At 72.0% G+C, this 15874-nt stretch carries 9 protein-coding genes; 3 read left to right on the top strand and 6 right to left on the bottom strand.

Annotation, left to right across the window (positions count from 1 at the left end):
- Positions 1–26 precede the first annotated feature (26 nt).
- Entirely contained in the window at positions 27–2258 is a 2232-nt protein-coding gene (locus ACFCXS_RS05555; RefSeq protein WP_376641777.1) for a HelD family protein, read from the top strand.
- Positions 2259–2295: 37 nt separating this feature from the next.
- Here ACFCXS_RS05555 and ACFCXS_RS05550 read toward each other — a convergent pair whose 3' ends face one another.
- A complete protein-coding gene (locus ACFCXS_RS05550) occupies positions 2296–2706 on the bottom strand; it encodes a hypothetical protein (protein WP_376641776.1) in 411 nt (136 codons plus the stop codon).
- Between ACFCXS_RS05550 and ACFCXS_RS05545 the strand changes: the two genes are divergently transcribed.
- A complete protein-coding gene (locus ACFCXS_RS05545; protein ID WP_376641775.1) occupies positions 2707–2940 on the top strand; it encodes a hypothetical protein in 234 nt (77 codons plus the stop codon). It abuts the gene before it with no gap.
- A gap of 173 nt (positions 2941–3113) precedes the next feature.
- Here ACFCXS_RS05545 and glgB read toward each other — a convergent pair whose 3' ends face one another.
- From glgB to ACFCXS_RS05520, 5 genes are all read right to left on the bottom strand, one after another.
- Entirely contained in the window at positions 3114–6002 is a 2889-nt protein-coding gene (glgB, locus tag ACFCXS_RS05540; protein WP_376641774.1) for a 1,4-alpha-glucan branching enzyme, read from the bottom strand.
- 28 nt (positions 6003–6030) lie between these two features.
- Positions 6031–7473 carry a maltokinase gene (locus tag ACFCXS_RS05535; protein WP_376641773.1) on the bottom strand — a complete coding sequence of 481 codons (1443 nt, stop codon included), beginning with the start codon at positions 7471–7473 and terminating at the stop codon, positions 6031–6033.
- 191 nt (positions 7474–7664) lie between these two features.
- Positions 7665–9383 (bottom strand): maltose alpha-D-glucosyltransferase, encoded by a 1719-nt coding sequence (gene treS, locus ACFCXS_RS05530; protein ID WP_376641772.1) that lies wholly within the window; start codon positions 9381–9383, stop codon positions 7665–7667.
- Entirely contained in the window at positions 9380–11503 is a 2124-nt protein-coding gene (locus ACFCXS_RS05525) for an alpha-1,4-glucan--maltose-1-phosphate maltosyltransferase (RefSeq protein ID WP_376641771.1), read from the bottom strand. The genes treS and ACFCXS_RS05525 overlap by 4 nt, the downstream gene beginning before the upstream one ends.
- A gap of 214 nt (positions 11504–11717) precedes the next feature.
- On the bottom strand, positions 11718–12920 hold the full coding sequence (locus tag ACFCXS_RS05520; RefSeq protein ID WP_376641770.1) for a S8 family peptidase: 1203 nt from the start codon (positions 12918–12920) through the stop codon (positions 11718–11720).
- A gap of 276 nt (positions 12921–13196) precedes the next feature.
- Here ACFCXS_RS05520 and ACFCXS_RS05515 point away from each other — a divergent pair, with 276 nt between their 5' ends.
- Positions 13197–15815, top strand: a complete 2619-nt coding sequence (locus ACFCXS_RS05515; protein WP_376641769.1) for a glycosyltransferase family 1 protein — start codon at positions 13197–13199, stop codon at positions 15813–15815.
- The last annotated feature ends 59 nt before the right edge of the window (positions 15816–15874 follow it).

Below are 15874 nucleotides of genomic sequence, written 5' to 3'. Positions count from 1 at the left end.
CAAACACCGAATTTCCGGACGATGAATTGCGACAGGAACAGGAATTCATCGACGGGTTGTACGCGCGCGTGGACGCGCTGCGCGGCGACGCCGAGACATCCGTCACGGACGCGCTCGCGCAGGGCAACACCCCCATGCAGGCCAGACTCGAGCGGGACATCCTGGTCGCCGAGCGCTCCGGGCTGCTCGCCGCGCTGAACGCGGTGGACGGCTCCCTGTGCTTCGGCCGGATCGACCTGACCTCGGGCGTCACCCACCACATCGGCCGCATCGGCCTGCGCACCGACGACGCCGAACGCACCCCGGTGCTCATCGACTGGCGCGCCGATGTAGCCCGCCCCTTCTACCTGGCCACCGGGCACACGCCGATGGGCCTCAGGCGCCGTCGGCACATCGCCACCGACGGCCGCCTGGTCACCCACCTGCACGACGAGATCCTCGACCTCGGCGACGAGACCCGCACCGGCCACGAGGACCCGACGGGCGACGCCGTGCTGCTCGCCGCCCTCAACTCGGCGCGCACCGGCCGCATGGGCGACATCGTGCAGACCATCCAGGCCGACCAGGACCGCATCATCCGGGCCCCGCACCGCGGCGTCATGGTGGTGGAGGGCGGCCCCGGCACCGGCAAGACGGCCGTCGCCCTGCACCGCGCCGCCTATCTGCTGTACGAGCACCGGGAGCTGCTCGCCAAGCGGGCCGTGCTGATCGTCGGGCCCAACCCGGCGTTCCTCGGCTACATCGGAGAGGTGCTGCCCTCCCTCGGCGAGACCGGGGTGCTCCTCGCGACCGTGGGCGAGCTGTTCCCCGGGGTGAAGGCGACCGCGACCGACACGCCCGGGGCGGCCGCCGTGAAGGGCCGCGCCGGCATGGCCGACGTCCTCGCCGAGGTCGTGCGCAGCCGGCAGGCGCTGCCCGACCCGGTGATCGCCATCGAGCACGACCGCGAGGTCCTGATGCTCGACGACGGCCTGGTCAACATGGCCCGTGAACGCACCCGCGCCGCCAAGCTGGCGCACAACGCCGCCCGCGAGCACTTCGAGGGCCACATCCTCAACGCCCTCACCGACCTGTACGCCGAGCGGATCGGCACCGACCCCTTCGACGGGTCCAGCCTGCTCGACCCCAGCGACGTCACCCAGATCCGCGACGACCTCGCCGAGAACCCCGAAGTGTGGTCGGCCGTCGACCAGCTGTGGCCGCTGCTGACCCCGCAGCGGCTCGTCGCCGACTTCCTCGCCGCGCCCGAGGAGTTCCTGCCCGCCGAGGACGCCGACGCCGTACGCCGTCCGGTGACCCGGCGCTGGACGGTGGCGGACGTGCCGCTGCTCGACGAGGCCGCCGAACTCCTCGGCGACGACGACCGGCTCGCCCGCGACCGTGCCGAGCGTGAGCGGCAGCGGCAGATCGCCTACGCCCAAGGCGTGCTCGACGTGTCCTACGCGTCCCGGACCTACGAGTTCGAGGACAAGGAGGAGGACGACCCGGAGAGCTCCGAGGTGCTGTCCGCGCACGACATCATCGACGCCGAGCGGTTCGCCGAGCGGCACGAGGAGGACGACCACCGCAGTGCCGCCGAGCGCGCCGCGGCCGACCGCACCTGGGCGTTCGGCCACATCATCGTCGACGAGGCGCAGGAGCTGTCGCCGATGGCGTGGCGGCTGCTGATGCGGCGCAGCCCGACCCGCTCGATGACCCTGGTCGGCGACCCGGCCCAGACCGCGGAGGCGGCCGGGGTCGGTTCCTGGTCCGGCATCCTCTCGCCGTACGTCGAGGACCGCTGGGAGCACACCCGCCTGGGCGTCAACTACCGCACCCCGGCCGAGATCATGGACGTCGCCGCGGCCGTGGTGCGAGCCGAGCAGCCGGACTTCGAGCCGCCCAGCTCGGTCCGCTCGACCGGCGTGCGCCCCTGGGCGCGTGCCACCGACGACCTTCCGGGCGCCGTCGCCAAGGCGGTCGGGGAGCTCACCCCGGCCGAGGGCAGGCTCGCGGTGATCGCGCCACGCGACCTCCACCGCTCCCTCGCGGCCCGGCTGGACGGCGTCACGGCCGGCGCCGAGCCCGATCTCACCCGGTCGGTCGTCCTGCTCGACCCGCGCCAGGCCAAGGGTCTGGAGTTCGACTCCGTCCTCGTGGTCGAGCCCGGCCGGTACGGCACCAGCGACCTGTACGTGGCCCTGACCCGGGCCACCCAGCGGCTGGGCGTCCTGCACACCGGGGAACTGCCGAAGCCCCTGGCGAGGGCGTTCGCGTAGCGGAGCGGCCCCGTACCCGCCCGGGTACGGGGCCCGCCTACCGCAGCATCGACCTCGGATCCCGCAGCGCGTGCCACAGCCCGGCCCCGAGCGGTACGACCGTCAGGGCGAAGAAGACCCAGAACAGGAACTCGGCCCCTGGCGCGAGGTCGTAGACGGTGCCGTCCTCCCAGAGGCAGTACGCCCGCGGCGGGAACGGGGTGGAGACCCCCGTCACCTTCCCGCTCCCGATGACGCCCTCCCGGTACGGCTCCCGGGGGCAGGGGGCGGTGTCCGGGAACAGCGTGGGATCGTCCGCCACCATGATGTACACCCAGGTGAGGGCGCCGAGCGGCATCGCCCAGAAGACCGACATCTTCACCCACAGCGGCAGCAGCGGATGCGCCAGCAGCCCCCGCAGCGCGACCCACCCGACCACCAGGACGACGAACACCGGGAGCAGCGTCATGTGGTCCTCGCGGCCGTGCGGGCGCGCAGTCCGGTCGCGTGGCCCGCGCCGATGAAGAACGTGGCCGACGCCGAGCACGCGGCCCTCGCCCCTGTGCGGCGCATCGAGCGGGCCGGCCATGGTCCGGGCCGTCCGGGCAACGCCGTCGCGACGACACCCGGCCCGGCGATGAACGCGCCGAAGGCACAGCCCACCGGGACCGGACTCATCAGCACGGCGGGACCTGCGAAGTGAGCACGGAGGCATCCATGCCACCACCCCACCAGGACCCCACCGTGCGGGCTGTGGCGGAAGCCACTCCTCCGGTCACAACCGCGTCACGGGAGGAACGACTCGACCCGGCTGGAGCGGCGGGACGAGCCGCCTCCGGAAACGCTCCCTCGGCTCCCTGTCGCTTCCCCGGCCTCCTATGCCGGCCGCAACCACACCGTCGCCAGCGGGGGCAGGGTCAGGTGGATGCTGGCCGGGCGGCCGTGCCAGGGCAGGGGTTCGGGTTTGACCGGGTCGGGGTTGGTGACGTCGCTGCCGCCGTAGCGGGCCGCGTCGGTGTTGACGGCCTCGTGCCAGGCGGGGACGTCGTCGGGGACGCCCAGGCGGTAGTCCTGGCGGGTGACCGGCGCGAAGTTGGACACCGCCAGCACCGGGACGCCCTCCGGGTCCAGCCGCAGGAACGCGAGGACGTTGTCGTCGGCCGCGTCCCCGACGATCCATTCAAAACCGGCCGGGTCGGTGTCCAGGCGCCACAGCGCAGGGGTCGCCCGGTAGACGGTGTTCAGGTCGCGGACCAGGTCACGCACCCCGCGGTGGTCGGGCTCCGCCCCGTACCCCGGGTCCAGCAGCCACCAGTCGGGGCCGTGCGCCTCCGACCACTCGGCGCCCTGGGCGAACTCCTGCCCCATGAACAGCAGTTGCTTGCCGGGGTGGGCCCACATGAAGCCGAGGTAGGACCGCACCCCGGCACGCTGCTGCCACCAGTCGCCCGGCATCTTCGACACCAGGGACCGCTTGCCGTGCACGACCTCGTCGTGCGAGATCGGCAGCACGTAGTTCTCGCTGTAGGCGTACACCATGGAGAAGGTCATCTCCCCGTGGTGGTACTTGCGGTGCACCGGCTCGTGGCTCATGTACTCCAGCGAGTCGTGCATCCAGCCCATGTTCCACTTCAGCCCGAAGCCGAGCCCGCCGAAGCCGCTCGGGCCCTTGTGGTGGGTGGCCCGGGTGACACCGTCCCAGGCGGTGGACTCCTCGGCGATCGTGACCACGCCCGGCACCCTGCGGTAGACCGTCGCGTTCATCTCCTGCAGGAACGCCACCGCGTCCAGGTTCTCCCGCCCGCCGTGCTCGTTGGACGTCCACTGGCCCGGCTCGCGCGAGTAGTCCAGGTAGAGCATCGAGGCGACGGCGTCCACGCGCAGGCCGTCGATGTGGAACTCCTCGCACCAGTACACGGCGTTGGCCACGAGGAAGTTGCGCACCTCGTTGCGCCCGAAGTCGAACTCCAGCGTGCCCCAGTCGGGGTGCGCGGCCCGCAGCGGATCCTCGTGCTCGTACAGGGGCTTGCCGTCGAACTCGGCCAGCGCCCAGGCGTCCCGCGGGAAGTGCGCCGGCACCCAGTCCATGAGCACGCCGATGCCGGCCTGGTGCAGCCTGTCGACCAGGTACCGGAAGTCGTCCGGCGTGCCCAGCCGGGCCGTCGGCGCGTAGAAGCCCGTCACCTGATAGCCCCAGGATCCGCCGAACGGATGCTCCGCCACCGGCATCAGCTCGACGTGCGTGAAGCCCAGGTTCTTCACGTACCCGGGAAGCTGTTCGGCGAGCTGGCGGTAGGTCAGACCCGGTCGCCAGGACGGCAGGTGAACCTCGTACACCGAGAACGGCGCCTCGTGCGCGGGAACTTCGGCGCGCCGGGACACCCAGTCCGCGTCGCCCCACTCGTACTCCGAGGACGTGATCACCGACGAGGTGGCGGGCGGCACCTCCGTGCGGCGGGCCAGCGGGTCGGCGCGCAGCGTCTTCGAGCCGTCGGGGCGGGTGATCTCGAACTTGTACAGCTCGCCCTCGCCGATGTCCGGCAGGAACAGCTCCCACACCCCGGACGAGCCGAGCGAGCGCATGACGTGCCCGGTGCCGTCCCAGAAGTTGAAGGTGCCGGCCACGCGCACCCCGCGCGCGTTCGGTGCCCAGACCGCGAAGCGGGTGCCGGTCACGCCCTCGTGGGTCGTCGGATGGGCACCCAGTGCCGTCCACAGCTCCTCGTGCCGGCCCTCGCCGATCAGGTGCAGGTCGAGGTCGCCCAGTGTGGGCAGGAAGCGGTAGGCGTCCTCGGTCTCCAGGACCGTGCCCTCGTACTCCACGACCAGCCGGTACGCCGGGACCTCGCGCAGCGGCAGCAGCCCGGAGAAGAACCCCTCCCCGTCGTCGTGCAGCTCGGCCCGCAGCTCCCCGGCGACGACGGTCACCGCCAGGGCGTAGGGCCGGAACGCCCGGAAGGCGATGCCGCCGGGTACGGGGTGCGCGCCGAGCACGGAGTGCGGGTCGTGGTGCGTGCCGCCGAGCAGCCGCTCCCGGTCCGCCGCGGCGACGGCGGTCGAGACGGCGACCTCCATCTCCGGCGGAACGACCTGGGCGGCCGCGGCCTTCCCGGCAGCGGCCTTGCCGGCGGCGGTCTCACGGGGGGCGGCCTTCCCGGCGGTCGCCTTCTTCGCCGGAGCCTTCCGTGCGGGGGACTTGGCGGCAGCGGCCTTCGTGGTGGCCCTCGTGGTGGCCTTCGCGGCGGTCTTGGCGGCCGCCGTCGTCGCCGTGGCGGCCTTCTCGGCGGCGGTCTTCGTGACCGCCGTCTTCTTCGCGATCGCTTTCCCGGCCGCCTTCGTCGCGGCCGTCTTCTTCCCGGCGGCCTTCTTCGCGGTCGTCCTGCTCGCCGCCGTCTTCTCGACGGCTGTCTGCCCGGCGGCCGCCTTGGTCGCGGCCACCTTCTTGGCGGTGGACTTCGCCACGGGTGCCTTCGCGGGAGGCGACTTCTTCGCGACGGCCTTCTTCTCGGCGGTCTTCTTCGCGGCGGTCTTCTTCGCCGGGGCCGCCTTCTTGGCGGTGGCCTTCGCCGCGGGCGACGGTGCGGCGGGCGTCTTCTTGGCGGCGGCCTTCTTCACGGCCGCCGTCCCCTTCTTCGCCGCTGCCTGTTTCGGCACCGCCGTCTTCTTCGCGGCGCTCTTCTGCTGGGCGGCCGTGGGCTGCTCGGGGATCTTCTCCCCGGCGGTCCCCTTGGGACGCGAACCGCTGGACTCAGGGCGGGGGGTCACGGGCGGAGCCTCCAGGGCGAGGGGTCGGTCAGGTCAGGTGGCCGGTCGAGGCGAGCCGGTCTATGGCGGCCAGGGGCACCGGCAGCCAGTCGGGGCGGTGCCGGGCCTCGTACACCACCTCGTAGATCGCCTTGTCCGTCTCGTAGGCACGCAGCAGCACCGGGTCGGTGCGCGGATCGCGGCCGGAGGCCTCCGCGTAGCCGGAGCAGTACGCGGAGCGGCAGGTCTCGGCCCAGTCCGGCTGGGGCGGGTCGGCCGAACGCGCCGCGTAGTCGAAGGACCGCAGCATGCCGGCCACGTCGCGCACCCCGGGCTGCGGCATGCGACGCTCGGCCAGCGGCCGGGCCGGCTCCCCCTCGAAGTCGATCAGCCGCCACTCGCCGGACGGCGAGCGCAGGCACTGCCCGAGATGCAGATCGCCGTGCACCCGCTGCGCGGTCCAGGTGCGGCCCTCGGCGGCCAGGTCGCCCAGTGCCGTGAACGCGGAGCGCAGCCCGCGGGCGTAGGGCCGCAGCGCGGGCACCGCCTGGACGGCCGCGTCCAGGCGCTCGATCATGCCGCCGGCCATGAGTTCGAGCTGCGCGTGACCGAGCGTGACGGTCGGCAACGCACGGGCCAGCGCGGTGTGCACCTCGGCGGTGGCCCGCCCCAGTGCCCGCGCCTCGGCGCCGAAGTCCTCGCCCTTGGCCAGCTCGCGCAGCGCCAGCTCCCAGCCGTCGGAGGCGCCCTGCAGAAACGGCTGGAGCACCCCCAGGACGTAGGGCCGGTCGGACATTTCCGCCGGGCCCGCCGCGACGACCGGGTCCGCGGTGGGGTCGATGTCCGCGACCATCCAGGCCGTCGGCGCGGGCACCCGGGGGCAGTCCTCCCGGGCCAGCGCGAGCGGCAGCTCCAGATCGGGGTTGACCCCGGGCACGATCCGGCGGAGCAGCTTCAGGATGAACGTATCTCCGTAGACGATCGACGAGTTGGACTGCTCGGCCGTCATCACGCGCGGTACCAGACCGGAGCGGATGTCCTGGCCGGGGTCCCGCTCGAAGCGGAGCCGCCCGACCCGGGCCCGGGTGCGCAGCGCCTCGAGGAGCAGCTCGGCGGGCCGGGTGTCGTGCAGGGCGTCGTAGACGGTCCGCCCGGCCAGCGGCCCCGTCGGCACGTGTCCGATGAGCGCGGGCGCCAGCCGAGGCGGCAGCGCCTCGCGCACGCCTATCAGCAGCTGATAGCAGTCACCGGGGTGACCGGGCGCCCCGTGGGACGGCACGACGGGCTGGTGGGCGCGGACGAGCAGGTGGTACAGGCCCAGCTTGGACGTGGCCGGAAGCAGTTCGGTGGCCTCGACCAGCGTGAACCCGGTGACCGGCCGCCCCTTGCCCGCGAACCAGCGCTGCCGCGGCAGCCACTCCCGCAGCAGCGGGTCGAGGGAGGCAAGGAGGCCGGGCGGGGTGGTGACGGTGCGTGTGACGGCTTCCGACATGGCGTCGCGTCCTTTCACCCATTCTTGGTGCGCCTCCGGGTGCCTGCGACCGGCCCCGGACGGCGCCCCTCCGGCTCACGCGGGTGGGCGGGTGTTACTGATGCGTGCCCCGGGCGGGGCGGAGGAAACGCCCCACCGCCGGGGTTTGCGGCCCGTCCCGCGGATCGGGCCTCAACAGGCCTTTTCAGGCCTCACATGGTCTCCTTGCGGAGCCTGAACCAGTAGAAACCGTGGCCCCCGAGCGTCAGCAGGTACGGCAGCTCGCCGATCGCCGGGAAGCGGACCCCGCCGAACAGCTCCACCGGGTGCCGCCCCTCGAAGGCGCTCAGGTCCAGCTCCGTGGGCTGCGCGAACCGCGAGAAGTTGTTCACGCACAGCACCAGGTCGTCCCCTCCTTCCCCGGAAACGGGGGCCTCCCGCAGGAACGCCAGCACGGCCGGGTTGGAGGACGGCAGCTCGGTGTACGAGCCGAGCCCGAAGGCCGGGTTCTGCTTGCGGATCTCGATCATGCGCCGGGTCCAGTGCAGCAGCGAGGACGGCGAGGCCATGGACGCCTCGACGCTCGTGACCTGATAGCCGTAGACCGGGTCCATGATCGTGGGCAGGAACAGCCGTCCCGGGTCGCACGAGGAGAACCCCGCGTTGCGGTCGGGCGTCCACTGCATCGGCGTGCGCACCGCGTCCCGGTCGCCGAGCCAGATGTTGTCGCCCATGCCGATCTCGTCGCCGTAGTACAGGATCGGCGAGCCCGGCAGCGACAGCAGCAGGGCGGTGAACAGCTCGATCTGGTTGCGGTCGTTGTCCAGCAGCGGGGCGAGCCGGCGGCGGATGCCGATGTTGGCGCGCATGCGGGGGTCTTTGGCGTACTCGGCCCACATGTAGTCGCGCTCTTCGTCGGTGACCATCTCGAGCGTCAGCTCGTCGTGGTTGCGCAGGAAGATGCCCCACTGGCAGTTCGACGGGATCGCCGGGGTCTTGGCCAGGATCTCGGAGACCGGGTAGCGCGATTCCCGGCGTACGGCCATGAAGATGCGCGGCATGACCGGGAAGTGGAAGGCCATGTGGCACTCGTCGCCGCCGCTGGGGTAGTCGCCGAAGTAGTCGACGACGTCCTCGGGCCACTGGTTGGCCTCCGCCAGCAGCACGGTGTCCGGGTACTGCGCGTCGATCTCCTTGCGCACCCGCTTCAGGAAGTCGTGCGTGGCGGGCAGGTTCTCGCAGTTCGTGCCCTCCTGCTGGTACAGGTACGGCACCGCGTCCAGCCGGAACCCGTCGATGCCCAGGTCCAGCCAGAACTTCAGCGCGGAGATCATCTCCTCCTGCACGGCCGGGTTCTCGTAGTTGAGGTCCGGCTGGTGGGAGAAGAAGCGGTGCCAGTAGTACTGCTTGCGGACCGGGTCGTAGGTCCAGTTGGAGGCCTCGGTGTCGACGAAGATGATCCGCGCGTCCTGGTACTGCTTGTCGTCGTCGGCCCACACGTAGTAGTCGCCGTAGGGTCCGTCGGGGTCCTTGCGCGACTCCTGGAACCACGGGTGCTGGTCGCTGGTGTGGTTCATGACGAAGTCGATGATCACGCGCATGCCGCGCTGGTGGGCGGCGTCGACGAACTCCACGAAGTCCGCGAGGTCGCCGAACTCCGGCAGCACCGCCGTGTAGTCGGAGACGTCGTAGCCGCCGTCGCGCAGGGGAGACTTGAAGAACGGCGGCAGCCACAGGCAGTCGACGCCCAGCCACTGGAGGTAGTCGAGCTTCGCGGTCAGGCCCTTGAGGTCGCCGACGCCGTCGCCGTTGCTGTCCTGGAACGAGCGGACGAGTACCTCGTAGAAGACGGCGCGCTTGAACCACTCCGGGTCACGGTCCCTGGCAGGGGTGTCCTCGAAGGTGTCCGGGACGGGTTCGTTGACGATCATGTTGTGGGTGACCCTCCGATCTCCGGGGTGGACGGTCGCAGAACCGTGAAGACGTGCGCGGGCCGGTGACCCGGTTCGAGGCGCACATAGTTGGCCCTGCCCCAGTGGTAGGTCTCGCCGGTGAGCTCGTCGCGCACCGGAACCGACTCGTGCCAGTCCAGGCCGAGTTGCGGCATGTCCAACGAGACCGTGGCCTCCTGGGTGTGGTGGGGGTCGAGGTTGGCGACCACCAGAACCGTGTTCGAACCCTTCCGTTTCGAGTAGGCGATCACCGCCTCCTGGTCGGCGTCGTGGAAGTGCAGGTCGCGCAGCTGCTGAAGGGCCGGGTTCTCCCGCCGGACGGTGTTGAGGCGGGTGAGCAGCGGGGCGATGGTGCGGCCCTCGCGTGCGGCGGCTTCCCAGTCGCGGTGGCGGAGCTGGTACTTCTCCGAGTCGAGGTATTCCTCGCTGCCTTCTCGCAGTGGGGTGTTCTCGCACAGTTCGTAGCCGGAGTAGATGCCCCAGGACGGTGAGAGGGTCGCGGCGAGGACGGCCCGGACCTCGAAGGCGGGGCGGCCGCCGTGCTGGAGGTGGGCGTGCAGGATGTCGGGGGTGTTGGGGAAGAAGTTGGGCCGCATGTAGGAGGCGGCCTCGCCCGACAGCTCGGTGAGGTACTCGGTGAGCTCCTGCTTGGAGTTGCGCCAGGTGAAGTAGGTGTAGGACTGCTGGAAGCCGATCTGGGCCAGGGTGTGCATCATCGCCGGCCGGGTGAACGCCTCGGCCAGGAAGATCACGTCGGGGTCGGTGCGGTTGACCTCCCCGATCACCCGCTCCCAGAAGACGACCGGCTTGGTGTGGGGGTTGTCCACCCGGAAGATCCGCACCCCGGCGTCCATCCAGTGCCGCAGCACCCGCACCGTCTCGGCGACCAGGCCGTCCATGTCGGCGTCGAAGGCGATCGGGTAGATGTCCTGGTACTTCTTCGGCGGGTTCTCCGCGTAGGCGATGGTGCCGTCGGGGCGGTGGTGGAACCACTCGGGGTGCTTGTGCACCCAGGGGTGGTCCGGGGAGCACTGCAGCGCGAAGTCCAGTGCCACCTCCATGCCCAGCTCCCGGGCCTGCTGGACGAACCGGACGAAGTCCTCCAGGGTGCCCAGGCCGGGGTGGACGGCGTCGTGGCCGCCCTCGGGCGAGCCGATCGCCCAGGGCACGCCGACGTCGTCGGGGCCGGGGGAGAGGGTGTTGTTCTTGCCCTTGCGGAAGGTGGTGCCGATGGGGTGGATCGGCGGCAGGTAGACCACGTCGAAGCCCATCGCGGCGATCGCCGGGAGTCTGCGCGCGGCGGTGCGGAAGGTGCCGTGGGGCTGCTCGGGGGTGCCCTCGGAGCGCGGGAAGAACTCGTACCACGAGCCGTACAGGGCCCGCTCCCGTTCCACGAGCAGCGGCAGCGGCTCACTGCTGGTGACCAGGTCCCGCAAGGGATGGCGGGCCAGGACCGCGTCCACCTCCGGCGTCAGCGCCGCCGCCAGACGAGCCGCCGCGGGGCGGTCCTCGTCTCGCAGGGCGTCGACGGCGGTGAGGATCACTGCGCGCTGTCCCTCCTCCTCGGGCACACCGGCCGCTGCCCGCTCGTACAGACGCGCGCCCTCCTCCAGGACTACGTCCGTGTCCATGCCCGCCGGGATCTTGATCTCGGCATGATGGCGCCAGGTACTGACCGGGTCCCCCCATGCCTCGACCGTGAACGTCCACAGTCCCGGCTCTCCCGCGGTGACCGTGGCACCCCACCGGTCCGTCCCCGGAGCCAGCTCCCGCAGGGGCGTGAACGGGCCGGGGCGGCCCTCTGGGTCCTTCAGGACGACATTGGCGGCCACCGCGTCGTGCCCCTCCCGGAACACGGTCGCCGAGATCTCGAAGGTCTCGCCGGTGACCGCCTTGGCCGGCCGGCGTCCCTGCTGGACCGCCGGACGGACATCCAGGACGGGTATGCGCCCGACGGCGGTCGTGTCGCTCGCGGCGAGGGGTGGCGCGGCCGGTGGACCGGCCTCGGCCGGGCGTGCGGGGCGTGCTTCGCCGCCCGGTGCGCGCGCCCCGGTGGTGCGGCGGCTGGGGGGTGCTGGAGAGTGGTGCTTGGCGGGCATGACCGCTCCTGTCCGCGTCAACGTGGGTAGGCGGATGTCTGTGGGGAGGTGGGTCCTGCATGGTGCTCCTGAGAGGGGTACCCGCAGGAGCCTTCCCACCCTATTCGGGTGGGCAATCCGGCACTTTGTTAACTACTCACGCGTATGTCGACACACAAGACCGGCCTCGTCCGCGACGGACGAGACCGGCCCCTGACGTGGCTGCTGCTTCGCCCTACGCGCGGGGCACCCGCAGTAATTTGTCCGGCGAACCGATGCCCCGGCCGGAGACCTTCCCGGTCGCCGCTGCGGCGGTCAGAGCCCTCCCGACCTGCGCCGGAGTGGCTTTCGGATGATCGGCCAGATAGAGCGCGGCCGCACCGGCGGCATGCGGGGACGCCATCGAGGTACCCGAGAAGGTGGCCCATGCGGTGTCGCCCGCGGCGGACGCGGAGGTGATGCCGACGCCCGGCGCGAACAGATCGAGGGCCGGACCGTGGTTGGAGAAGGCCGGTTTCTTGTCCTCGCGGTCGGTCGCGCCGACCGTGAGGGCCTGCTTCACGCTCCCCGGGGAGTACAGACCGGCCGGCCTGCCGTCGTTGCCCGCGGCGACCGTGTAGGTGACGCCGGAGGCGATGGAGGCGCGGACGGCGGCGTCCAGCCGCTCGTTGCGCGGTCCGCCCAGACTGAGGTTGGCGACCGCGGGCTTCCTCGCGTGCCGGGTCACCCAGTCGATCCCGGCGATCACCCGGGCCGTGGTGCCCCCGCCCGTGGCGTCCAGGACGCGCACGGAGACGATCCGGGCCTTCTTGGCGACGCCGTGGGTCGTCCCCGCGACCGTGCCGGCGACGTGCGTGCCGTGGCCGCCCGTGTCCGAGGCGACCGGGTCGTTCCCGACGAAGTCCCAGCCGTGGCTCGCCCGGCCGGCGAAGTCCTCGTGGGTGGTCCGCACCCCGGTGTCGATCACGTACACCGTCACCCCCGCACCGGCCGACCGGGGCCAGGCGTAGCTCCGGTCCAGAGGCAGCCGCGGCTGGTCGACGCGGTCCAGCCCCCAGGACGGGGGTTCCTTCTGCACGCCGTCCAGGCGCACGCGGGTGTCCTGGACGACCGAGGCGACACGAAAGTCGGCGGCCAGCCGCCCGGCCTGTCTCTCGTCCGCGCGGACCGCGTAACCGTTCAGGACCGTGCCGTAGGTGTGGCTGATCTCCACCCCGTACTCTCCGGCGAGGTCCTTTCCGGCCGCCGAGCGGGCCGCCGTGCCCTCCTTCAGTGTCACCAGGTAACTTCCGTGCACGGAGCCGGGTGATCCGGCGCCGAGTATCCGCCCCTCCGGTACGGCGTGCGCGGGCAGGGTGGTGGCCGAAAACGCCGCGGCACAGATCGCCGCCGCCAGGCCCCCCGTCCGGCGCAGACGCCGCTCGCGCGTCCGAGCCATGGTCCGATGTCCCCTCCTCGACTCGGCGTACGGCGGTCGCGCGGTGCCGCGTGCGGCGGGCACGGGCCGGTACGCCAGGGGCAGCCTCTCGTGGCGGGTGAAGCACCACAAGGACGCCTGTGGGGGTGGAATCGGCCATATCCGCGGACGGTGCTGTTCAGGCCGATCGGGGGTCGGGTCGCGGAGCCTCGGCGGCGGGGGCGCCGACGTGGGTACTGTCGTAGGAGACGTCGTCGAAGCCCTGCGAAATCCAGCGAACGCGCCGAGGTGGAACCCGTGAAGGCGATCCGTCGATTCACCGTCCGACCCGTTCTCCCCGCCCCCCTCCGGCCGCTCAGCGACCTGGCCCGCAACCTGCGCTGGTCGTGGCACGCGGAGACCCGTGAGCTGTTCCGGTCCGTCGACCCCGAGCGGTGGGCGGCCTCGGGCGGCGACCCCGTCCGGCTGCTCGGCAGCGTGCCGCCCGCCCGGCTGGCGGAACTGGCCGGGGACGGCCCGTTCCTGCGCCGCCTGACCGCGGTCGCCGGCGGTCTGCACGACTACACGACCGGCGACCGCTGGTACCAGACCCAGCCCGAGGAACTGCCTGCCGCGATCGCCTACTTCTCACCCGAGTTCGGCATCACGGCCGCCCTGCCGCAGTACTCCGGAGGCCTCGGCATCCTGGCAGGCGACCACCTCAAGGCGGCCAGTGACCTCGGCGTCCCGCTGATCGGCGTCGGCCTGCTCTACCGGCACGGCTACTTCCGCCAGACCCTGTCCCGGGACGGCTGGCAGCAGGAGCACTACCCCGTGCTCGACCCGAACGAGCTGCCCGTCGTCCGGCTCGAGGAGCCCGACGGCACCCCCGCCCAGGTCGCCCTCGCCCTGCCCGGCGGCAAACAGCTGCACGCCCGCATCTGGCTGGCGCAGGTCGGCCGGGTCCCGCTGCTGATGCTGGACTCCGACGTCGAGGAGAACGACCTCGGCGAGCGCGGCGTGACCGACCGGCTCTACGGCGGCGGCAGCGAGCACCGGCTCCTCCAGGAGATGCTCCTCGGCATAGGAGGGGTCCGGGCGGTACGGACGTACTGCCGGCTGACCGGCCACCCCGCGCCGGAGGTCTTCCACACCAATGAGGGCCACGCGGGGTTCCTCGGCCTGGAGCGCATCGCGGAACTGTGCGCGGACGGACTCGACTTCGACTCGGCGCTGGAGTCGGTCCGCGCCGGGACCGTCTTCACCACCCACACCCCCGTCCCGGCCGGCATCGACCGGTTCGACCGCGAGCTGGTGGCCCGCCACTTCGGCCCCGACGCCGAGCTGCCCCGCATCGACGTCGACCGCATCCTGCGGCTCGGCATGGAGAGCTACCCCGGCGGGGAGCCCAACCTCTTCAACATGGCCGTGATGGGACTGCGCCTGGCGCAGCGCGCCAACGGCGTCTCGCTGCTGCACGGCAACGTCAGCCGCGAGATGTTCTCCGGCCTGTGGCCCGGTTTCGACGCCGACGAGGTGCCGATCACGTCCGTGACCAACGGGGTGCACGCCCCCACCTGGGTCGCCCCCGAGGTGTTCCGGCTCGGGGCGAAGCAGATCGGTGCCCAGCGTGCCGAGGACGCGCTGACCGTCGGCGGATCGGACCGCTGGGACACGGTCGCCGACATCCCCGACCAGGACATCTTCGACCTGCGGCGGGTGCTGCGCGAGCAGCTCGTCGAGGAGGTGCGGCAGCGGCTGCGGGCCTCCTGGCGGCAGCGCGGCGCCCATACGGCCGAGCTGGGCTGGATCGACGACGTGCTCGACCCGGACGTCCTGACGATCGGCTTCGCCCGGCGCGTGCCCTCGTACAAGCGCCTGACGCTGATGCTGCGCGACCGGGACCGGCTGATGGATCTGCTGCTGCACCCCGAGCGGCCGGTCCAGATCGTCGTCGCGGGCAAGGCGCACCCCGCGGACGACGGCGGGAAGCGGCTGGTGCAGGAGCTGGTGCGGTTCTCGGACGACCCGCGGGTACGGCACCGGATCGTCTTCCTGCCCGACTACGGCATGGCGATGGCGCAGAAGCTGTACCCCGGCTGCGACATCTGGCTGAACAACCCGCTGCGGCCGCTGGAGGCCTGCGGCACGTCCGGTATGAAGGCCGCGCTCAACGGCTGCCTCAATCTGTCGGTCCTCGACGGCTGGTGGGACGAGTGGTTCCAGCCCGACTTCGGCTGGGCCATCCCCACGGCGGACGGCGTCGGCACCGACCAGGACCACCGGGACGACATAGAGGCCGCGGCGCTGTACGACCTGCTGGAGCAGCGGGTGACGCCCCGCTTCTACGAGCGGGGGCGCAGCGGGCTGCCCGACCGGTGGATCGAGATGGTCCGGCACACGCTGAGCCTGCTCGGGCCGAAGGTGCTGGCGGGGCGGATGGTCCGCGAGTACGTGGAGCGGCTCTACGCGCCGGCTGCGCTCTCCCACCGGGCCGTGGGGCCGGACGCGGCGCGTGATCTCGCCGAGTGGAAGACGAGGGTGCGGGCGGCGTGGCCGGGCGTCACCGTCGACCATGTGGAGACGCCGGCGTCGGAGGCGCTGGCGGAGCTCGGTACGACGCTGGGGCTCCGGGTGCGGGCCGGGCTCGGTGGACTCGGGCCGGACGACGTGGAGGTGCAGGTCGTGTCCGGGCGGGTGGACGAGGAGGACCGGATCGGGGACGCGACGGTTGTTCCCCTGAAACCGGTGGGGTCTCCCGACCAGGACGGGCGCTGGGTGTACGAAGGGCCCTTGTCGCTGGATCGCACCGGGCCTTTCGGGTACACGGTGCGGATCCTGCCCGCGCATCGGCTGTTGGCGTCCAGCGCGGAGTTGGGGCTCGTGGCCGGGCCGTCGGAGGAGCTGGTGGCGGCCGCGGGGCTGCTCATGCGGTGAGTTTGCCGTCCGCGGGTGCGTGGGGCTGAGCGCGCCCACGCGGCGGAGCCGCGGATCGA

This window comes from Streptomyces sp. NPDC056373 (assembly GCF_042262425.1).
Classification (GTDB): Bacteria; Actinomycetota; Actinomycetes; order Streptomycetales; family Streptomycetaceae; genus Streptomyces.
The sequence above is the reverse complement of the archived record's forward strand: the minus strand, read 5'-3'. Positions and strand labels throughout refer to the sequence as shown.